We start from the raw sequence: 20,973 nt of genomic DNA on the forward strand, positions 1-20,973 counted from the left end.
CTTCACTATCCTTTCCTGGACGAAAAGACTGAGGCACCGGAAACAAAGTAATTGCTCATTGTAAAAAATAGAACCAACATGGGGATGCTAGCTAAAACCGCCACAGCCATCATAGCCCCCTCATCGGTATACTTTTCGGCGGCAAATTTGACAATATACAAAGGGAGAGTCTTCATTTTTTCACTCTGTGCTATCAATAGAGGCCATAACAGATTATCCCACTGACTTCTGAAGGTTAGTATGGATAAAGTGGCTATGGCCGGAGCGCAGTTGGGAAGAACAACATGCCAAAAAATCCTAATTTCTCCCGCTCCGTCAATTCGGGTGGCATCAAGAAATTCATCGGGAAAAGGAAGCAGATACTGCCGCATCATGAAAACTCCAAAAGCATTGACCAAAAAGGGCAGTGTCAGCCCTCCATAGGAGTTTTGAAGATGAAGTTTTGTGGTCACCAGATAAAGGGGAATCATGATGGCTTCAAAAGGAATCATCATGGTTGCCATGATGGCCAAAAAGACAAAATTCCGACCTTTAAATTTAAATTTAGCCAGTCCATACCCTGTGAGACTAGCAAGAAGGACCGTAGAAAAGGTGACGATCCCGGATACGAGGATCGAATTTATATAATTGCGGATAAAGATGAAGCTTCCGTCATTTCCGGCGATCGCTTTGATAAAATTCTGAACCTCAAACCCCTGGGGAATCCAACGATAAGGCATTTTTAAAATATCCTTCCGAGGCATCATTGAGGCTGTGAACATAAAGAGAATCGGAATAAGGGTGAAGATCAACGCTCCCAGCAGGAGCAAATGGATAAGAATGCTGATAGGAGAGAGGGTTGATTTTCCGGGACTGTCTAATCTTGTTCGTATCATAGCTATTTTCCTTTTACTCTGGATGCTGGAGAGCCTAATAGCTCACGCTGTCTGCCTTGGATGCCTTGAATTGGAACCAGGTAAAGAAGAGCATGATCAAAAAGAGGATGATGCTCATAGCACTGGACCTACCGATTTGATGATCTCTGATTCCGGTGTTATAAATATTCAGCGTAATCACGTTGATGGGGGCCTGAGGAGATCCGGACTGTACAAAAAGGTATTGTGTGCTGAATGTTTTTAAACACTGGAGCATGGACATGACAGAAACCAAAACCACTGTGGGCTGGAGAAGTGGGAAGGTGATCCTCCAGAAGCTCTGCCAGTTATCAGCTCCATCGATCCGGGCGGCTTCATATAGAGATCCAGGAATGGCCGACAGTCCCGCAATGAAAATGACCACAAAATAACCGATATATTTCCAGAAATAGACCAATATGGTGGAGAATTGAACCATAAATGAATTGGCAAGCCACTGATGGTCTATTCCGGGGGTATTCATAAAAAAATTGAGCCACTGATTCCCCAACCCCCTGGGATTGAAAATGGACAGCCAGATTACAGCGGCCACTACCGAAGAGAGCACCGCCGGAGCGTAATAGGCCAGCTGAAGATATTTCTGACTCTTCTTATTGACCAGAAGGATCATAACAGCCAGGAGCAAACTGAACACTACCAGGGGAATAAAGGTCCCGAGGGTAAAGACAAAGGTTGCCCTGATGGAGTTCCAAAAATCGGGAGACTTTAAGAGATAAATATAGTTTTTCAAGCCTGTGAAGGTGGGCGGCTTCAGAGACAGGATGTTTTTCCTAAAAAAGCTAGTATAGGCAGCATTCAATATGGGGTAAAAGCTGAATAATGAAAAAAACAGCAATGAGGGAGTTATGAATATCCATCCCCAGCGTGCGAGCTTCTTGTCTATTCCGATATAGGCCTTCTTCATTCCGATTCCTTTTAAATAAGAGCTGGCCTGAACACAATTTTAAAATCGCTTCAAACCAGCTCTATGATCAATATAAATAACTTACAAGATAAAATTATTCCTGATCCAAAACTTCCTGAGCTTTCACTTTTAGGGAAGCCAGGGCTTTTTCAGGAGCTATACCGCTGAGCATAACACCTTCCACAGCCTCTTTGATCAGTTCCTGAATTTTGGCACTGTTTTCGGCATAATACACAATATTTCCCTTGGCCATATCTGCAGCAAAAACATCGGCATAGGGAATATTGGCATAGGTTTCGGAGGCCATCAACTGTTTAGTAGGCTGAACCAAACCGACCTCTGTTAGATATTCTTCCGAATGTGACAGCATATAAGCGATGAATTCCCAGGCAATTTTCTGTTCTCTTTCAGATTTTTGACCATTTACCATATAAAAGTGACCATAATAGGCGGATGCGACTTCTTTTACAGCGTCTTTAAACTGAGGATAGGGAATGACCATCCAGTCACCGCTGTCATAAAACTCGGGGTTATCCGCCCGGATACGTCCAGCCTGATAAAGACCGCTCATGGCCATACCCATATCATTGTTGTCAGCGTTAAAGAGTTTTCGGGCATTCTGGTAGGTAGGTGAACCAAGATTAAGACCATTGGGTCCCCAATCTGCCATAAACTGAAGGAATTTCAACCAGGCTTGATCACCGACTATCGCTGTTTTGCCATCATCACTTACAAGTTGTCCACCCAGCTGCTCAACCATGGGAACCATAGAAACCAGATAGTAGGGATACCTGAAGTCGAACCCCCGGCGTGTGATAATCTCACCTTCCCTTAGAACCATTCTCTGAGAAACCGCAACCATGTCTTCCCAGGTCTTGGGTATATCTTTTTCAGGGTCCAGTCCGGCATCACGGAATATTCTTTTGTTTAGATAGGGTGCCCAGTTTGTCAGCTCCAGAGGGAGTCCGTAAACCTGACCATCTTCACTGACCGCATTTAAAACGCCATCTACATAGGATTCTGTTAAAGCCTCGGTGGATTGAAAACCGACTGCCTCGGGATTAACCGGTGCGACTCGGCCGTTGGCAATATAGGCGTAGCCGTCTTCTATCTGTGTATTGAAAATGTGGGGACCTTCGTTTGCAGCAAAGGCGGTTAAGAGCAGCTCGGGCATTTTAGAGCTAGAGTTGGTCACACGATTGATGGTGACATCAGGATGACTTGCCTCGAATTCGCTGATATAGCGGTCTTCAAGAGCCGTTCTGTTGGGGTCCTCATGGGTCCAGAACGTAATGGTAACGGGCCCGGTCTCTTCCTGAACTCCTGTGGCAAACACAGGAAGTCCAAGAGCCAGGAGAGATAGTAAAACTATCAAGGTCTTTTTCATCACATTAATCCTCCTTATGGATCATCTATCCATGATAAATCAGGATATAAAAGTGGACAATGTGATATTATTGGACTAAATGTTGTAAATCATACATTTACAGCCCTCCGGTAAAGAAGAGCTGTAAACGCAGTGTGTAGGATTAACCTAGTTTGTCGCTGGCAATATGCCAGTGCTTCAGATCTTCATATACCAGAACATCGACCAGATCGGCAGCCGTTTCCAGCAACTGGGCACATTCAGGGCTAAGATCAATGAGGTGTAGAGTCTTTCCTAGCCTTGTATATCGCTCGGAGAGAGTATTGATGGCCTCTATTCCTGACTGATCATGCACCCTGGCATCATGAAAATCAATGATCACATCTGCAGGGTCTTCTGATGGATTAAAGAGATCGGCAAAGTTCCTGGCCGAACCAAAAAAGAGTTGTCCTCTCAGATGGTATATTTTAGATCCTTTTTGATCTGTTTCGGAGTGAATCTCGATCTGGCTCCCTTTTTTCCAGGCAAATACCAGGGCCGAGACAATCACTCCCACAAGAACGGCAGTGGCCAGGTCTTCCAAGACTGTTATGACAGATACCAGAACAATGATGAATGTGTCAGATTTGGGAATCTTATTGATAAGCCTCAGGCTGGACCATTCAAAGGTACTGATAACAACCATGAACATGACACCCACAAGAGCTGCCACAGGAATAATTTGAATAAAATCAGAACCAATCATGACAAAAGCCATGAGGGCCAGCGCCGCAGTGATTCCAGACAAGCGTCCCCGTCCACCGGATTTTATATTAATCATGCTTTGTCCGATCATAGCACAACCACCCATGGCTCCAAAAAACCCGCAAATCAAATTGGCAGCTCCCTGTCCCAGACATTCCCGATTTCCATGCCCCCGGGTCTCGGTGATCTCATCTACCAGAGTCAGAGTCAATAAGGACTCAATCAACCCCACAGCCGCGGCTAAAATGGAATAAGGAAGGATAATCAGAAGAGTATCCAAATCAAAAGGAACATGAGGTATGTGAAAAGATGGGAGTCCCCCTTTTAATGAACTGATATCAGGATCAAGCATCGTAACAAAATCCATGACAGTGCGGACATGAAAAATATCATAGGTTGATAACGCCATGCCCAAAAGAGTCACCGTAATGATGGCAAACAGTGAAGCAGGGATGGCCTTCGTCAGGAGAGGCAGGAGAAAACTGAGAACCATTGTCAGCAGCACCAGGGTCAGCATAATCCATAAATCGGCTCCCTGCAGCCACTGAGCCTGGTCACCCGTTCCGGTTTTGAATTGAGCGAGTTGGGCCAGAAATATGACGATGGCCAATCCATTAACAAAGCCCAGCATCACAGGATGGGGGATGAGTCGGACGTATTTTCCCAATTTTAAAAGTCCGGCAGCCAATTGCAAAATCCCCATAAGGGCCACTGCTGCAAAAAGATATTCCACACCATGGCTCACGACGAGAGACGCAAGGACGACAGCGACTGCACCGGTCGCACCGGAGATCATCCCCGGTCGTCCTCCCAGAACAGAACTAACCAAACCGACAATGAAGGCGGCATAGAGGCCGATCATGGGTGAAATATGACAGACAAAAGCAAAGGCGATGGCCTCGGGAACCAGCGCCAGAGCAACCGTCAGACCGGAAAGGGTATCATTTTTGATACCTGTGAGATTGAGATTCGTAAGTGTAAAATGCAATAGAGAGACTCCTGATTAGATATGAAACCCTTCTGAAAACAGATTTGATCAAAAGGAATGCTTTGAATTGAAAGGGTTTCCAAACGACTGATAGCTGAACCCTGTACAAAATTTCCTTGCATATTACTCGCGAAGTCCAAAAAAGACTAGTCTATTCTCTAATTTTTTATGTATATCCCATGGAGTTCTGCCTAAAAATTCGATCTGCCATAATCCTGAAACAATGGATTTCACTTACAGAAAGGTGTTTCTAAGAAAGTTACCTTTGACTCTATTGTAAATCATGTTAAAATGTTCAGCTTAATTAAGGATTAATAATGAAAGATTATAATTGCTCTCTTAGAATTCACAGCAGACGTCACCTAGAACTCAAATCGGACTACCCCTTGATGAGAAACGCCAAACGGACAGATTATGAAATGAATTTTTATTTTTTCTTTCCGAATCAGCTGAATATCACAGAAAAAAGGATTGGTGTAGAACGGTTCATTAATAATATAAAAATTTATACCCGTTTCTCAACTCCAGGTTTGTCCTTGAAACTAATCGTTGATAAAGAATGTGAGCTCAGTCCCCTTTACAGGATTCGGCACTTTATGGAGATGGCAGAAATAGAACAAAGCCGCAAAGACGGTCTCATCCTTTATGAACTACAGGTTCTGACAAACATTTACCGTGCAGAAGTCGATAATACTGTGTTCCTCTTGGCAAGTGAGATACAGAAGCAAACAAGGGATAGTATGTGCAGCCGGAAAATGGGATTATTTCTGGATGAAATGCAGACATTCTTGAAAGATTTCCGGAAACTTCATGCTCTTTTCATCAATCCCAGGATCAATGATATTCAAAGAGAAGCTCTCGCCTGGGCTGATGAATCTATCAGTATCATAACAGAACGAGCTTTGAACAGACTTTTTACCTCGACCCAGGAGATGGAGTCTTCTGAAACCCATCTGAAAGCCTACGAAAAAATAACCAAAAGCGAGACGGAATACCGGCGTTCTATGGGATATCAATATCTCATTATTGAGGATGATTCCCGTTCGGGGGAAAGGATGGCCTACCGGGAAAGTATGCTTAAAAAATGGTCTCAATCGGCTATGTATATGACAAATGAAGATAGCAGAACACCTCATCGTGTAGGTCATATTTTGGCTGGAATTGCCGCGGGAATAGCCATGATATTTGCCGTTTTTATGACGATCTTCGCAGGTAAGCTTTTTACGCCCAATAGTACACCATGGATTCTCATCATAGTCATGGCCTATATATTCAAAGACAGAATCAAGGAAGTGTTGAGAGAGATATTAAAAAACGTCCTTCCACAGCTGACTTCTGACCAGCGCACCATACTGTTTGAACCCTCACTCAAAAAACGGGTGGGCATCAGTAGAGGTACGGCTAGATTTAACAAGATTTCTGAGATTCCCGATAATATCAGAGAGATTCGCTTTCACAAACCAAATCCATTCCATTCTATTTTACCTGAACAGGATGTGATTCTCTACAAGCGTCACATCAGTTTAAACTCAAAAAAACTGATCACCAACCATTCCCGTCTCAATAGTGTGACTGAAATCATACGACTGAATATAGATGACTGGCTTAAAGAGATGGATGACCCAAAAGATTTTTTCTATAAATTGGAAAATATGAAAAAAATTAAAATTAAGGGAAATCGTGTCTACAGAATCCATCTTGTCATGAATCTTAAAAATCATGACCATCCGGAAATTGAAGAGTTGAGCCATTACTGCCTTGTTATTAATAAAACAGGCATCATACGTCTTGAAGATTTGAATGAGGTATCATGACCGGGAGAGTTCTGTATCATCTGTAATCAAATAAACATTTTTGCTGATAAACAGATCTACAATTTCCGAATCGAACTGAGTTCCCCTCCCCCTTTTCAACTCTTCTAGGGCGAATTCCTCTGCTAAGGCCGACCTATAGGGTCTATTAGATGTCATGGCATCATATGCATCTGTGATCTGAACAATTCTGGTGATGACCTCAGTCTCCTGCCCCTTGATCTTATCGGGATATCCCGTTCCGTCATACCACTCGTGATGATGCCTGACAATTCCAAGACAAGGAGTAAAAAAATCAACCAGCTTCAGTATATTTTCTCCGATGATAGGATGTTCTTCAAAAACTGAAATCTCATGAGCATCCAAGGCCATTTGTTTATGCAGCAGAGATTCTGGAATGCCAATTTTACCTATATCATGCAGGAGAGCCCCATATTCTAATATTTCAATGGTTTCGGAATCCAAGCCCAAATGCAGAGCCGTCTCTCTTGAAAACATCCTGACCCGATTACAATGCCCCCGTGTATAAGGGTCTTTGGCTTCAATGGTCTCTGCCAAAACACGCACTGTTGCCAGGTTTGTGTCTTTCAGTCTTTGATAGGCTTTGAACAATTCCTGGGTTCTATCCTTAACCCTTTGCTCCAGAGTCTCCTGATACTTCAGACTCTCTCTAGTTAATCTTTCATTTTCAAAAAGCACAGCCCGGTAATCCAGAGCTTTATGAATGTTGGCCAGAAGATCCTGCCGCCTCATTGGTTTTGTCATATAATCATAGGCTCCCAGCCGCATGGCAGAGAGACCTGTATCAAGATCGGTATGGGCAGTGAGCATGATAACAGGAACAAGAGGCAGTCGATCTTTGAGTATGGGCAGAAGTTCTAGACCGCTGATTCCGGGCATCCTGATATCTGTAAAGATACAGTCTGGTTTGAAGGCTCCCTGATTCAGGATCTCAAGGGCATCTTCACCCGAAATGGCAAGACCAACTGAGAACCCGGAGTTTTCCAGCTGAATCTGGAGCACCTTCCTGATGGCCGAGTCATCATCAATTATAAAAACTCTATTAAACATGACTTTGTGCATTGTGTATCCTTTCTATTTTTAAATGGATGTTCTCCCTGGAACAAGAAAAGGAACGCTCTTTTTATACTGATTGTAGTTGGCAAATATTCTAGGAAAAAGAAATTTATCTTCTATTAAAATCAGCAGAAAATTCAAGAGGATCAGATAGGTAGAAAGTAAAATAAATTCTTTACCCCAGGCCAGGAAAGACAAAGAAATCAAGATTAAGGCAAAGGGATAAAACGCTGGGTGTCTCACAAGAGAATAGCTTCCGGTACTGACAACCAGCCTCTCCCTTGTCTTTGTAATTTGCGGAGTGAAAGAAATTTCAATAAACAGAACATAAACAAGAGCCCCCAGGCTGAAAAGTACAAAGAAGCATTTTACAACAAGAAAGAAAACTGAAAGTGTGGGGACCCAGTACTGGATTGTCATAGTCATGATAACAACAAAGATGCCTCCATACCCGGCAATTGAAAAAGGAAGGATAATGAAATGCTTTTGTGATATTTGAAAATAATCGGCAATTAGAAGACACAGAAATGCCAATGTTGAAAATAAAATGTATAACATAATATTCGTATAATGATATAATTCCACTCAATTAGTCCACAACAGAAAAGATTACTGTCAACAAATTGTGCATATAGATGAAAGGAACCCAAAAAAATGATATTGAATATCTCCACCCTGATTCCTGCAATGAGCTGTATTCTTTATATAGTCTTTACAGCATTTGGTCTTTATCAGGCTAGGAAAGATCAATTCCTGCACTCCTTCAATCTCTATATGCTGATGATGACAGTATGGAGCTTCAGTTCCTTTATGATGCACGCCAATACGGGGATATACACCCCTTTGGTATGGAATAAAATCATGATGATTGGGATGCTGGGTGTTCCCATCACCATATTTCACGCCCTCCTTGATTTGACAAAATCCGGCAAGAAAAAGATTCATATATCTCTTTATCTGGGGTATGCAATCTATCTTATCCTGCTCTACTTAAATATCACAGGAAGAATTGTTGAGAGGGCTTGGTTTGAAGGAAGCAGTTTCAATTACAAACTGGCAGACGGAGCCATTCTGGCCTACTCTCTTAGTTATCTATTTCTTATTTTTGCTCTGATTCATCTCACTAAAGAAATACGAAAGGCAGAAAGCAAATCCCTCCAACTCAAACTGATGTATCCCATCTTCGGGGTCATCATTCTACTGGTAAGTGTTCTTGTCAACCTATATGAGCCTATTGGAAAGTATCCCATTGATATTCTGGGAACAACGGTCAATGCCATTCTTATTTTTTATTCCATCTACAACTACAAACTCATGAATTACTCATATTATGTTTTAAACGGCATTCTCTATTTCATCTTAGCCATGGCCAGCAGCGCCATTTTCTATACAGTATTGTGGATTCTAACAATTTCACAGGAAATCTTCAAAATTCAATCGACTCTATCCATCTCTGTCATTCTGGGTGTATTGGCAGCTCTTATTTTTCAACCTGTTCGAAAAGGCTCTCTCTCCATCATCGAAAAACTCTACTTTGGGGATCGGTTTAGATCTTTTCAAGACTTAAAAAGCTTTTCAGACAGCCTAAACTCAATCGTCGACTTAAATACCCTGGGAGAGCTGACAACGAAGAAAATCAGTGACTCCTACCAGTTGAACTGGTCGGCCATGCTCGTATTGGATTACAGCTCCAGAAACTTTCAGATATTCGGCTGGCAAGGCCTGGGTATCACCCTAAAGCAGAGCATACCTTTCAAACCTGAAGGAAAGCTTCCCATGGAAGAACTCATGTCAGAGAGAAGTCATAGTCTGATCGAACAGAAAATCTATCCTCCCTTGAGTTTCAAGATTTTCGACAAGTCCCTAACCCTCACCCCCAGCCTCATACTCCCACTCAAATTCAATACGAGAACCAACGGCTATTTACTCCTGGGAGAAAGTGAAGAGAGAGGGTTCTACAATCAAATGGAACTGGAGACCTTAGAAATCCTAAGCGGTCACTGCTCAGTATCCCTGGAGAATGCCATCACCTTTGAAAGGCTTAAAAATCAACAGCTCAGACTGCAGGACCTGAACCGAGAACTCACAGTAAGCCGGAATAAACTGGAAGCCTTCTTCGATGGAATCACCACACCCATTTCCATTCAGGATATAAATTACAACATTGTCATGGTGAATTTTGCAGCCACCAAATACTTCCAGACCAGTTATGACGAGCTGGTGGGAAAGAAATGCTATAGAGTTTTCTTTCAAAGAGAAAAGCCCTGTGAAAAATGTATGGCCCAGGACTGCCTTCACACCCAGCTGCCCTTTGCGGTCGAACAAAGGCGCGAACAGAACAATCAGATTTTTGATGTGCATTTTTATCCCATTGCTGTTCCGTCCGGAGAAGACAAACTGTTCCTCGAGTTCTTTTTAGATATAACCCAGCAGAAAAAGCTGCAGGCGGAGCTCATCCAATCTGAAAAACTGGCGGGAATAGGAACTCTAGCCTCGGGCATCGCCCATGAAATAAACAATCCCCTGGGCGGAATATTAGGAACTGCCGAAATCATGAAGGAACTGCTGAAACCTGACACACAGCTTTATGAATACACATCAGATATCATTCAGTATTCCGAAACAGCTGCATCGGTGATTAAAGACTTAACAAGCTATTCCAGAAAAGAGAAAGGAGAAATTGGGCCAGTTGATATCAATATGATCCTAGACAGTGCGCTGCGTCTAGCTCAAAGGGGGATGGACTTTTCCAGGGTCATCATTGAGAAGGATATGGAAGAACTCCCTGAAATTGAAGTAAACCAAAACGGTTTGCAACAGGTTTTTATGAACCTTATAGTCAATGCTGTTCAGTCCATGCCATCCGGTGGGACCCTCAGCATCACAAGTAAAAAAACGTCCTACAGTGCCATGATCAGCATCAAAGATACGGGTATAGGAATAGAGAAAGAACATATGGATGATATTTTCGACCCCTTTTATACAACAAAGGAACCGGGTAGAGGAACCGGACTGGGCTTGAGCATCACTCATCAGATCGTCACAGAAATGGGAGGAAGGATTCATATAAACAGCGAATACAAACATGGAACTGAAATCCTGGTTTCTCTTCCCATGGAATCCAGTGATAAATCAAAGATTCGTTTTGTCAATGTGAAAGACCCCTCAGAGCGTGAAGATGTCTTTTTTATTCAACGTAAGATTCTAGTTGGCGAAATGGGCTACAGAGAAGAAACGATCAGAAGAGAAATTGATGAGAAAGCCTACCATATTCTGGCCTATAAGGGACTACAGCCTGTGGGAACTGTTTCCTGTATAACGACGCAAATGATAGATCACCTGCCCATAGAAGATCATTTTGAAATTAACCATTTGGTAGAAGGTAAAAGATGCGCCGAAATCGACAGACTAGCCGTTTTGAAAGAAGAGAGAGGCAGTATTATTCCCATGGGCCTCATGACTCTGGCCTACCTTTATGCCAGAATTGAAAAAACAGAGAGTCTCTTTCTGGATGTCTTTGCGGATGATCAGAAACAGGTTGGAATGTATTACAAATTAGGGTTCCAGAGAATCGGGCAATATTCGGACCCTTCTCCCGTGGAAGTCATGATCCTGGATCATAAAACTGAGTATGAGAGAAAGAAGCAGAGGATGGAACAATTTGTTAAACCATTGATGTCCAGGCTCGTTAAACTCCTTGATTTTGATAAAACAGCAGAAGAGAAGTTCTTGATAGCCGTAGATGAGCTTGTGACAACAGCTGGGGAAGAGGGAGGGCTGAAGAGCCCTCCGAAATGAATTAAATATCAACCCCTATGAATTTCTTAATCAGGACTCCAATGACAAATGAAAGGCCGGCGACTCCGAGAGAAATTGCGGCCATCTCAAGAAACCGGATCTTAAAATTATATCCCTTGGCTACGGCAATATAGAAGTTAAATCCTAATATGATTAAAACGGCGATGCACAAGGTGACCCCCAGGGCAACAAATGGGTTAGAGACAATGGAGAATGGCAGTATCAAAAAGATGACCGTAAAAACATAGGCCAGCCCCGTATAGAGTGATGATTTAACGGCATCATCACCTCCCTCATGTCGGGTTGCCAGATATTCACTGGCGGCCATTGAAAAGGAAGCACTGATACCGGTAATCAGACCGGTAAGACCAATCAGTTTTGTATCCTGAAAGGCAATGGTAAAACCGGCCAAGGCACCAGTAAGCTCAACCAAAGCATCATTGAGACCTAAAACAACTGCACCAACATATTTAAGGCGTTCTTCATCCAGCATCTCGATGAGTTCCGTCTCATGACGTTCCTCATCCTCTATAATTTCATCCATGTATTTCAATGAACGATCCAGCTCCGAATAACTCTTAATTCCCTTGCTCTCAACACTCTCAAGCAACTTGATACCGAAGGTCAGGCCAAAGATCTGGATAAACCAAAAGTGGATAGTAACCCGAAATGAACGGGCCTTGATGTCTCGACCGGTTAACTCTTTCAGCCTGGTATAGTGCTTATATTCATCCTTGGCGATGAGCTCCATAGTTTTTTTATTCTTCTCATCCTTAATCAGAACGGCTACTTTTTTATACAGAGCACAAGCATCAATTTCGTTCTGCTGTTCATTCAAAAGCTTATTAATAGTTGTTTTAGTCATGAAGGTCTCCCCATACCACCAGATGATCTTCTCTTTTTCAATGTTCCTGATGATATAGTTCTATTAAATGATTATATCGTTCTCTATTCAAGCCCATATCAGAGTATCCAACCCGAGATGCAGAACGAAAATGAACAAGTTTCTCCTTTTCATCAAAATAGAATTCCAAATCATCATGGTATTTCATTTTTTCAGTGGTAGAGACGGCATGAATGTAGTCATTTGACTCGGTTTTAATTTCTATGCCGCCATGGGCGTGAAGCACGCTTTTAATCCCTGCCCTCGTTTCTTCCACTCCTCCAATAAATGGAAAAGCTGAGACTCTACGGTCGGCGTCAGCGCTCTGGGTAGACACAGCATTGGGAGACTTTGGAAGAGCAGCCAATTGTCCATCCTTGACTCCCAGATTTGCCGGAACACTCCGATTCTTAACAACCATAATCACTGCCATCAACAGCAGCAGTAAAACTATCAAAGCGGCTATAGTAAGAAATATTTTCATCTCAATTCCTTTTCCTTCTGTTTTGTTTCTGCATTTTTGAGAAGATCGACCAACTCATCCAGGAGAAAGGCGTATCGCTCATACTGCTCCTGATCCATATTGATGAAGTGATTCAGCGATTCGGGGATACTCTGAGCCCGGGATTTCAGTTCTTTTCCGGTTTCTGTAATTTTCACCCAGATTTTTCTCTTGTCTTCTCGGTTTTGTTCTCTCTGGACATAGCCCAGTTGTTCCAGATTCTTCACAATGGGAGTGAGTGTACCAGTCTTAAGATCCAACCGCCGTCCAAGATCTTTAAAATCAATAACATTATCCTCCCATAAAACTAGCATAGTGATGTACTGGGGATAGGTGATATTCAAGGTGTCAAGAATCGGCTGATAGAGTCTTATAATACTTCTAGAGGCCCTATAAAGCCTGAAACAGATCTGTCTGTCCAGTCTCAATTCACTCTCATTCATTTGGATTCTTCTTCCTGAAAATTTTGACCAGAGGATGATTCAGCAGATTATCCACCATGACCCTTTTGCCAATTTTTGTGAAAACCTCACTGTATGTAGGATAGGGATGGATGACCGAAGCCATCCGTGAAAAATTTAGATTCTGCGATCGAAGCAGCTGTGCTTCTCCAATCATCTCTCCCGCACGATGGGCCATAACAGAGAGACCTAACACCCGTCCTCTGCGGTCTAGAATCACCTTCATCTTCTCTCTGGTTTCTCCACCGGTCATGGCCCTATCAAGCTGATTAAAATCGTACTCATAAACCCGGATATTATCAGATCTGGACTCTCTGGCTTCTGCTTCTGTCATTCCGGCCCTGGCAATCTCTGGGGATGTGAATGTGACCCAGGCAATATTGTTGTATTTGATTTTCCTCTTCAATGGCAGGATTGCATTCTGTGTTGCCAGTATTCCCTGAACATTAGCCATATGGGAAAACTGATAAGGGCCAACCACGTCGCCGATGGCATAAATATGAGACTGCGACGTTTGTAGCTTAGCGTTAATCTGTATGCCTTTTTTCCCGTATTGAATACCCGCATTCACGAGTCCAAGCCCTTCGGTATTTGCCTTCCTGCCAATAGCAATCAGCAATGTGTCGGCCTCGACCAGAGATTCACGACCCTCTTTTTCATAGGCAAGAACAACCTTCTCTCCCCGGGTTGTAACCCTGGTGGCCCTGGCTCCCAGATGTAACGAAACTCCTTCTTCCGTCAACAATTCAGCTATGGCCTTGGAAAACTCAGCTTCCTCCCGGAAGATCAGAGTCTCCATCATCTCCACAACATGAACCTTGCTTCCCAATCGGGAAACCGCCTGGGCCAATTCTATGCCAATGGGACCTCCTCCCAGAATGATGAGATTCTCAGGAAGTCTTTCCAATTCAAAAATACTTTCATTTGTGAGATAAGGAACTGAATCCAGCCCTTCAATGGGAGGCACAAATGGAGATGAACCTGTGGAAATGATTATTTTTTTCCCCCTGATTTCTCTCTCCCCCACCATGATAGTGTGTGAATCTTTGAAGCTGGCTTCTCCTTGCAGATATTCAATTCCTAATTTAGACAGGGCTTCGGGATTTTCATGGGAATAGATGGTCTCCCTGACATTGTGGACATGATCCATAGCCTCTTTGCTATCGTAGGCAAAATCCTTTATGAAACTTCTGGCGTTGTGAATCTTTGCGGCCTCATGAATGAGGGCTTTGCTGGGAACACATCCCGACCAGGTGCATTCTCCTCCGGGTTTATTCTTATCTATGAGCAGGACTTTCTTCCCGAATCCTACGGCTGTTACAGCCGAAGTGATCCCACCAGACCCCGCTCCAATAACGACGATATCATATAGTTCCATTAACGACCTACCTTTTGATCCCACCTTTAATCTTGTGCGATCAATCTAATTAGATCATTATGGTTCCTCAGAGCCGGATTGTCAAGAGTCAGCAGTTATCACAGTTCCGGCAACGGCCCTGGCTCACGACTCCAAAGTATTCTTCTATAAATATGAACCGGCAGGAATCAGTTCTGAAATAGTTGACGATGCCGATCAACTTCTGACGCTGATGATTGATCTGCTCTTCATGACATTGTTCATCCACCAGGACGTTGGGAAGGTCTAAATGGAGCTTTAAATTTTTGTTCTGAATAGATCCCGAAATGACAGCAAATCGTTCCAACATTCCCAGTGCTGTTTCAAGGCGAAAATCATACCGGTTCTTATAGACAAGCTGTTCCCTCAAATACTCCATGCCGAAGATATTCACTTTATCAAGATCTTTTAACAGGAACTGATACAATTTTTTATAAAAGGCGGGTTCAGGATTTGACCATTTTATAAAATCCATATGGATCATAAGATCATCCTGATTATAGAGCATGGAACACAGAGAGTCTTTTCCATCCCTACCGGCACGACCAATCTCCTGGTAGTAGGATTCTATGCTGCCTGGGATTTCCGCATGTATGATAAAACGAATGTCCTTCTTATCAATGCCCATGCCAAAGGCATTTGTCGCCAGAACAAGCTCGGGTCCGGCCATAAAGGAATTCTGAACTTTCTTACGCTCCGACTGTTCCAGTTTCCCATGATAAACCAGATGTGAAATACCCATTCTATCCAAAAGCGCGGAAAACATTTCAAGGGTCTTAATCAACGAGAAATAGATGATTCCACTCCCGGGATTTTTGGCTATGATTCTGATCATCCTCTCCAGCTTCATCTCATCATCCATGACCTCTTCAGCTTCCAGATGAAGATTGGGACGCTGTATACCCTGATGAAATTTCTGAACTGAAGATTCATCTAGATCGAGTGAGCGGATGATATCCTGCTGCACCTGAACAGTAGCCGTTGCGGTCAGAGCTATAGTCAAGGGCTGTCCCAAAGTTCGCCGAAACTCTCCGATACGGCTGTAATCGGGTCTAAAATCATGTCCCCAAGATGAAATACAGTGTGCCTCATCCACCGCAAGAAGTGAGATATCCGCTCTTTTCAGCCTGTCCATGAAATCAGAGTTTTTTAGACGTTCCGGGGTCAAATATAAGAGCTTTGACTCACCGTATACAAAATCTTCCAGACGTTTCTCTCTATCACTTTTAGACACTGTGGAATTGATATAGGAAGCCCGGATTCCCCTCTTCCTGAGAACATCAACCTGATCTTTCATAAGGGAGATAAGAGGGCTAATAACAAGGGTCTTTCCAGGAAGACCGAGGGCGGGAAGCTGATAACAGAGTGATTTCCCAGCCCCAGTGGGCATTATGACAAGACAATGACCGTCTTTTACAGTAAGCAGCCGATTGATGATCTTTTCCTGATCTCCCTGGAATTCTGTATAGTTAAAGGTTTTTTTCAAAATTTCCAGAGGATTTATCTGAGTATTTAAAGACATTTATTTAATTCCTGTGTTGGCACTTATTGTTTTTTGACTCGGAGAAACATATCTTATTTTCAAATCAGTCACAATACAGGTAACTGCCCCTACAGGCTTTAATCTTATTTTATTCAGTCGAACCATCAACGGATTCAACAGTATCCTCAAATGTTTCTATGTACTGAACGATTCCTTCCATGGCTTCTGGATTTGATTCCATGAATTTGACAGACTGTTCAAGGACCTTCTCCTGATCATCTTCTGACAGGCTCAACCAGAGATCAATATAGCTTGTTGCAATGAAGAATACACCCGAGAGGGGATTTAAACTGTCAGATTGGGAACTGGTGATTCGGAGCATGACAGTTTCGCATGATTTCAAGATTGGTCCAGACTCTGCAGGAAGAACGGGCAGCAAGCTGGCATGAAATGAAGGCATATACCCGCCCAGATTGGTGCAGAGTTTTTTTAAAGTGTTCTGCTCCTCTTCCGGCAGTATAAAATGCAACCTGATTTTTTCGGGATGAAGACTCAATTCGCTCCAAAGAGCCCCGGGAATCCATTCATCGGCGACATCATTCAAATTGATCAGAGCAGTGGCATTCTTAAGATCAACCCGCGATGTTCCCGGTAGAAAGGAGAGGCTGTTGGTCAGAGAATCCTTCAGGAATTGAAGTTTCATCAATGCAGCCACAGGTATTCCCAGTTTGCCTATTTTGATTTTCTTTAATTGAACACTTAAGAGTGAGGGCTCTGTATTTATCACTTCAAAAAAGACTTCTCCCGCAAAAGGAGTCAGTTTGAGTTCGTCTTTTTTCTTATTCCACGGCAGAACAGAAGTCACAGCAAAAAGCAGGCTCAAGTGGTCTTCATCAACAACGAGATCAATGCCTGCAAAGTGAATGTCTTGTGCCTCCTCCATAAAGGCGGAGACCCCCTTGTTCATGAGGACTTCAAGATCAGATTCTTCTAAAAGAATATAATCATCCGGAGGAATGGGACTTAATGAACTTTCATACTGTTGATGAAATGACGCATCCAGCCGTTTCATCTGGGATGACGAGGGCAAAAGAAGCCAGACAAAGAGAAGCGGCAGCCCTACAACAAGAAATATGATAATACCGATGATAATAAGGGCGTTTCTAGAAGCATGTGATTTGTTTTGTTGGTTATTCATGAATGGAATTGTACACTAAAATTCCTTAATAGAGAACAATTATTCTCTATATAGCAAATGCTTTCTCCATAGCCTGCCCCCTGAAAGGCCCCTTAAAAGACAGGAATACATTACAACCTTCTTTATTTTTACGGTCAAAAGAATTATAATGGTACAAACGCTTAGTTTAGAAAGCATGAATGGGACATAAATGGCCAAGAAGTTAGCCTTTACAAAACCAGTTCTACTAAAGCAGTCTGGTATTTTCACCTCACTTTTAACCCATGAATTGAGAATCATTGCCAAAAACAGCGAATACAGGAATTACAGGGATGGAGAGCCGGTTTTTTTGACAGGTGAATCAGGAAACGCCCTCTATATTGTTGAATCCGGAGAAGTTGTCATACAAAAACAGGACGAATACGGACCTGTTATTGATTTTGCCAGATTCATTGAAGGAAACTGCTTTGGTGAACTGGATATGTTTACAGAAACAAAAAGAGAGGCTTCCGCTTATGCTTCAAGAGACACCCGGCTACTTGTCTTTCCCAAAGCAGGGACTCAATTTTCTGATCTTCTAAAGGAGCATCCCGAAATATCCGCACGGATACTTCATAAGATCCTCGTCAATATTGCCGTAAGAATCCGGGGAGCCAACTCGCTGATCAAAGAGAACTCACCTCTCATGCAGGAGCTGAAAAAGCAGGTCTATAGAGACAAACTAACGGGAATTAATAACCACACATATTTAATGGAAAGGATAAGAAAACTCATCGGTGACCGAAAAGGCTTTGCTCTCATCATTGTAAAACCTGATAATTTCAAGGAATTAAATGATAATTTCGGCCATGAAGCGGGTGATTCGGCCATAAAGGTCATGGCCAGAGGGCTGCGCGATTTCATTGGGGATGACAGCAGGACAGTTCGTTTCAAAGGCAATGCCATGGCGGTTCTCTGCGTCGGGTACAACAGGGAAGAAGCCTATAAAGTGGCTTTGGAAATTCGATTTTTTTTCAATCGTCTTGATGTGAAAGATGCTACGGGCGGGAAAGAGTTCACTCTGACCGCCAGCGTTGGTATATCACTTTATCCAGAACATGAAATTGAACCCGAAGCCCTTGTATTCACCACCCATGAACTGCCTCTATTAGGGCGTAGACGGGGGGGAATCTCATATTATTCCCCGAAGACAATCAGGAATGCCAATGAAAGAAACCTCTGCCTTTCATTCCCACCAGGCGACGATTAAACTGTTGCAATCCATTAAGATTCTCTCGAAACTTTCTCCAAAGGATCTTCAAAACCTTTACTCCCATATGAACGAGGAGACCTTCCTAGAGGGGCAGCCTCTGTTTAATGAAGGAGATAAGGGAGAAGTCATGTACATTGTACTCGCCGGTTCGGTGTCGATTTTGGTCAATACACCCAGTGGAGATCCCATAGAAATAGCGGAAATCAAGGAAGGGAACTTTCTGGGTGAAATGTCCATATTCGATAGCTCCGAAAGATCAGCCACCTGCACACCAAAGAGTGATACACGGGTTCTCAGCCTGAAATCTACAGATTTTTATGATTTCATCAAAACCAATCCGAAGGCAGGAATCTCCATCATGCATCGGATGCTTCATACGGTCACCCTCCGGTTAAAGCATACAGGAGCCTTTATTTCCGATATGGTCACCTGGGGTGAGCAGGCTCGTGTGAGAGCCATTACAGATGATTTTACAGGTCTTTATAACAGACGCTTTCTGGATGAGGCCATAGAGGAAAGGCTGAACGAAGCCGGTGCATCGGGACAGCCCCTCTGTTTGGTTATGATAGATCTTGATCATTTTGGCACACTTAACAATCTTTATGGGCAGGAAACAGGAGATGAAGTCCTTCTGGAAGTCATAACCATCTTTAGGAAACTTTTCAGAAAAGAAGATATTCTCTCTCGGTACGGCGGGGATGAGTTTACATTTCTACTCCCGGGAACAAAGGGAGAAGAAGCACTGAAAATTTGTAAGGCTCTCAACGAGGAACTCAGAACAATAGAAACCCTCAGAGAGAAAGAAGGAAACCTTAAAACAGTCACGGCTAGCATAGGAATTGCCTGTTATCCAGACCATGGGCAGAACGCCGAGGACTTAAAGGAACATGCTGACAAGGCTCTATACAGGGCAAAAGAAGCAGGTAGGGATACAGTAAGGCTCTGGAATGATAAGGAGAGAAAGGTTTTGGCAAAAACAAAAATTACCAGAATCAAAGAGAGAAATCAGATCGTCAATAATATCTTAGACGCGATTGTCCAAAGAGATTCATTTCTAATAATGGGTCATCAAACCCCGGATGAAGACTGTATTTCATCTATGATAGCCATGGGTCTTTTAATCAACAAATTTGCAAAACCTGTCTATCTGCTGATACCCGGAAAAATCAATGAGAATTTTCAGTACCTGCTCAATATTTGTCGCTACAATGCCATTCAGATCCTTCCAAACACTGAGGCTCTGAAGGTCAACGTATCCACGGTCATACTCATGGATACTCCCAAACCTGATATGAGAGAGCTCTTCCCTGGTATGGAAGAGCTATACAGCGATACCAATATACTAAAAATTGAAATAGACCATCATTTAGAAGCCGACAGTGCTTATAGTGGTGACAAGGGGTACTGCTTTGTGGATGAAGCCTCATCGGCTAGTGAACTTGTCGGCATGATAGCCTTTAAACTGAGCAACCGGGAAGACATCTTCAACGACTTTAATATTCAGGAACTCTTTTCGCGAAACTTTGTTCTTGCCGTATTGACTGGTATCATTGGCGATTCAAAGATGGGAAAATACCTGAAAACAAGACGGGAAAAGTGGTTCTACAAACTCTTTAGTACCATGTTCAGTGAGATATTAGGTTCAATTACCCACAAAAACTCTAGCAATTTTTCCTCCATGGACGAAGTGTTTAACGGTTTACAGCAGCTCTCCAAACAGGAAGATGAATGTTTTAATCTGATGATGAAACAGAAGGTTGAAATCTCACCCAAAATTGGGTCAGTAATCATAACAGAAGATGCCATAAAAAAAATGAGGGATAAGTACGACCACGAAACCATTGTTACTGTGGCGAGGTACACTGCCGATTCTCTTGCAGAAACCAGTCGACTGCTGAGCCTGGTTGTCTATTATGACGATAAGAAAGATTCCGACCTTATACAATTTCGAATCAGACGCAGTAAATCCTACAAGGATCTGGATTTGAGAAAGATTCTTGAAGAGAAGGAAATCAAAAATGGAGGCGGCCATCCTGGAGCCATTGGCTTCCGATTTCCAGCCTCCGAGGTCTCAGATTTAACTCAGTACGTCAAATCCCTGATTACCCTAATAGAAGAATTGATGGAAAATGCCGCCCCCTGAGACCCGCAAATAAAAATAATTACAAATAAAATTTGCAATTATAAGTTTAGAGGTATTATATTATTAATATGTTC

The 20,973-nt window shown here is 42.8% G+C and carries 16 protein-coding genes; 4 read left to right on the top strand and 12 right to left on the bottom strand.

All coding sequences use genetic code 11. The annotated features are described in order from the left end of the window. Positions 1-5 precede the first annotated feature (5 nt). The 4 genes from EXM22_RS08810 to EXM22_RS08825 form a co-directional block, all read right to left on the bottom strand. Positions 6-875 (bottom strand): carbohydrate ABC transporter permease, encoded by an 870-nt coding sequence (locus EXM22_RS08810; protein WP_149486161.1) that lies wholly within the window; start codon positions 873-875, stop codon positions 6-8. Between the two features lie 34 nt (positions 876-909). Continuing rightward, a complete protein-coding gene (locus EXM22_RS08815) occupies positions 910-1,818 on the bottom strand; it encodes a carbohydrate ABC transporter permease (RefSeq protein ID WP_149486162.1) in 909 nt (302 codons plus the stop codon). A 94-nt stretch (positions 1,819-1,912) separates the two neighbouring features. Next, a complete protein-coding gene (locus EXM22_RS08820) occupies positions 1,913-3,205 on the bottom strand; it encodes an extracellular solute-binding protein (protein WP_149486163.1) in 1,293 nt (430 codons plus the stop codon). A gap of 142 nt (positions 3,206-3,347) precedes the next feature. Next, entirely contained in the window at positions 3,348-4,916 is a 1,569-nt protein-coding gene (locus EXM22_RS08825; RefSeq protein ID WP_210411572.1) for a SulP family inorganic anion transporter, read from the bottom strand. 317 nt (positions 4,917-5,233) lie between these two features. Between EXM22_RS08825 and EXM22_RS08830 the strand changes: the two genes are divergently transcribed. Then, the gene (locus EXM22_RS08830) at positions 5,234-6,730 is read left to right on the top strand and encodes a hypothetical protein (protein WP_149486164.1); all 1,497 of its coding nucleotides are present in this window, start codon (positions 5,234-5,236) and stop codon (positions 6,728-6,730) included. Here EXM22_RS08830 and EXM22_RS08835 read toward each other — a convergent pair. Both EXM22_RS08835 and EXM22_RS08840 read right to left on the bottom strand, forming a co-directional pair. Further along, on the bottom strand, positions 6,725-7,810 hold the full coding sequence (locus EXM22_RS08835) for a response regulator (protein WP_149486165.1): 1,086 nt from the start codon (positions 7,808-7,810) through the stop codon (positions 6,725-6,727). The two genes, EXM22_RS08830 and EXM22_RS08835, sit on opposite strands and share 6 nt — an antisense overlap. An 18-nt stretch (positions 7,811-7,828) precedes the next feature. Then, positions 7,829-8,362 carry a hypothetical protein gene (locus tag EXM22_RS08840; protein ID WP_149486166.1) on the bottom strand — a complete coding sequence of 178 codons (534 nt, stop codon included), beginning with the start codon at positions 8,360-8,362 and terminating at the stop codon, positions 7,829-7,831. A gap of 96 nt (positions 8,363-8,458) precedes the next feature. Here EXM22_RS08840 and EXM22_RS08845 point away from each other — a divergent pair, with 96 nt between their 5' ends. Continuing rightward, complete coding sequence (locus tag EXM22_RS08845; protein ID WP_149486167.1) at positions 8,459-11,602, top strand: GNAT family N-acetyltransferase; 3,144 nt, start codon at positions 8,459-8,461, stop codon at positions 11,600-11,602. A gap of 1 nt (position 11,603) precedes the next feature. Here EXM22_RS08845 and EXM22_RS08850 read toward each other — a convergent pair whose 3' ends face one another. From EXM22_RS08850 to EXM22_RS08875, 6 genes are all read right to left on the bottom strand, one after another. Continuing rightward, the gene (locus EXM22_RS08850; RefSeq protein WP_149486168.1) at positions 11,604-12,467 is read right to left on the bottom strand and encodes a VIT1/CCC1 transporter family protein; all 864 of its coding nucleotides are present in this window, start codon (positions 12,465-12,467) and stop codon (positions 11,604-11,606) included. 37 nt (positions 12,468-12,504) lie between these two features. Beyond that, the gene (locus EXM22_RS08855; protein ID WP_149486169.1) at positions 12,505-12,969 is read right to left on the bottom strand and encodes a DUF1499 domain-containing protein; all 465 of its coding nucleotides are present in this window, start codon (positions 12,967-12,969) and stop codon (positions 12,505-12,507) included. After that, complete coding sequence (locus EXM22_RS08860) at positions 12,966-13,430, bottom strand: MarR family winged helix-turn-helix transcriptional regulator (RefSeq protein WP_149486170.1); 465 nt, start codon at positions 13,428-13,430, stop codon at positions 12,966-12,968. The genes EXM22_RS08855 and EXM22_RS08860 overlap by 4 nt, the downstream gene beginning before the upstream one ends. Beyond that, on the bottom strand, positions 13,423-14,826 hold the full coding sequence (locus EXM22_RS08865) for a dihydrolipoyl dehydrogenase family protein (protein ID WP_149486171.1): 1,404 nt from the start codon (positions 14,824-14,826) through the stop codon (positions 13,423-13,425). Before EXM22_RS08865 ends, EXM22_RS08860 begins: the two co-directional genes overlap by 8 nt. Positions 14,827-14,914: 88 nt before the next feature. Continuing rightward, on the bottom strand, positions 14,915-16,366 hold the full coding sequence (locus tag EXM22_RS08870) for a RecQ family ATP-dependent DNA helicase (protein ID WP_210411573.1): 1,452 nt from the start codon (positions 16,364-16,366) through the stop codon (positions 14,915-14,917). Between the two features lie 109 nt (positions 16,367-16,475). Further along, positions 16,476-17,525 carry a hypothetical protein gene (locus EXM22_RS08875; protein WP_149486172.1) on the bottom strand — a complete coding sequence of 350 codons (1,050 nt, stop codon included), beginning with the start codon at positions 17,523-17,525 and terminating at the stop codon, positions 16,476-16,478. A gap of 190 nt (positions 17,526-17,715) precedes the next feature. Here EXM22_RS08875 and EXM22_RS08880 point away from each other — a divergent pair, with 190 nt between their 5' ends. Next, positions 17,716-18,753: a GGDEF domain-containing protein gene (locus tag EXM22_RS08880; RefSeq protein ID WP_149486173.1), complete on the top strand. Its 1,038-nt coding sequence runs from the start codon at positions 17,716-17,718 to the stop codon at positions 18,751-18,753. Continuing rightward, the gene (locus EXM22_RS08885; protein ID WP_168203425.1) at positions 18,710-20,899 is read left to right on the top strand and encodes a diguanylate cyclase; all 2,190 of its coding nucleotides are present in this window, start codon (positions 18,710-18,712) and stop codon (positions 20,897-20,899) included. Before EXM22_RS08880 ends, EXM22_RS08885 begins: the two co-directional genes overlap by 44 nt. Positions 20,900-20,973 lie beyond the last annotated feature (74 nt).

The organism is Oceanispirochaeta crateris (assembly GCF_008329965.1).
Classification (GTDB): Bacteria; Spirochaetota; Spirochaetia; order DSM-2461; family DSM-2461; genus Oceanispirochaeta; species Oceanispirochaeta crateris.

Excerpts from the sequence above, each read along its gene's own strand:
- EXM22_RS08845 (WP_149486167.1), top strand. The coding sequence starts at position 8,459 with ATGATATTGAATATCTCCACCCTGATTCCTGCAATGAGCTGTATTCTT.
- EXM22_RS08880 (WP_149486173.1), top strand. The coding sequence starts at position 17,716 with ATGGCCAAGAAGTTAGCCTTTACAAAACCAGTTCTACTAAAGCAGTCT.
- EXM22_RS08885 (WP_168203425.1), top strand. The coding sequence starts at position 18,710 with ATGAAAGAAACCTCTGCCTTTCATTCCCACCAGGCGACGATTAAACTG.
- EXM22_RS08840 (WP_149486166.1), bottom strand. The coding sequence starts at position 8,362 with ATGTTATACATTTTATTTTCAACATTGGCATTTCTGTGTCTTCTAATT.
- EXM22_RS08860 (WP_149486170.1), bottom strand. The coding sequence starts at position 13,430 with ATGAATGAGAGTGAATTGAGACTGGACAGACAGATCTGTTTCAGGCTT.
- EXM22_RS08850 (WP_149486168.1), bottom strand. The coding sequence starts at position 12,467 with ATGACTAAAACAACTATTAATAAGCTTTTGAATGAACAGCAGAACGAA.
- EXM22_RS08820 (WP_149486163.1), bottom strand. The coding sequence starts at position 3,205 with ATGAAAAAGACCTTGATAGTTTTACTATCTCTCCTGGCTCTTGGACTT.
- EXM22_RS08830 (WP_149486164.1), top strand. The coding sequence starts at position 5,234 with ATGAAAGATTATAATTGCTCTCTTAGAATTCACAGCAGACGTCACCTA.
- EXM22_RS08810 (WP_149486161.1), bottom strand. The coding sequence starts at position 875 with ATGATACGAACAAGATTAGACAGTCCCGGAAAATCAACCCTCTCTCCT.
- EXM22_RS08865 (WP_149486171.1), bottom strand. The coding sequence starts at position 14,826 with ATGGAACTATATGATATCGTCGTTATTGGAGCGGGGTCTGGTGGGATC.
- EXM22_RS08855 (WP_149486169.1), bottom strand. The coding sequence starts at position 12,969 with ATGAAAATATTTCTTACTATAGCCGCTTTGATAGTTTTACTGCTGCTG.
- EXM22_RS08875 (WP_149486172.1), bottom strand. The coding sequence starts at position 17,525 with ATGAATAACCAACAAAACAAATCACATGCTTCTAGAAACGCCCTTATT.
- EXM22_RS08870 (WP_210411573.1), bottom strand. The coding sequence starts at position 16,366 with ATGTCTTTAAATACTCAGATAAATCCTCTGGAAATTTTGAAAAAAACC.
- EXM22_RS08835 (WP_149486165.1), bottom strand. The coding sequence starts at position 7,810 with ATGCACAAAGTCATGTTTAATAGAGTTTTTATAATTGATGATGACTCG.
- EXM22_RS08815 (WP_149486162.1), bottom strand. The coding sequence starts at position 1,818 with ATGAAGAAGGCCTATATCGGAATAGACAAGAAGCTCGCACGCTGGGGA.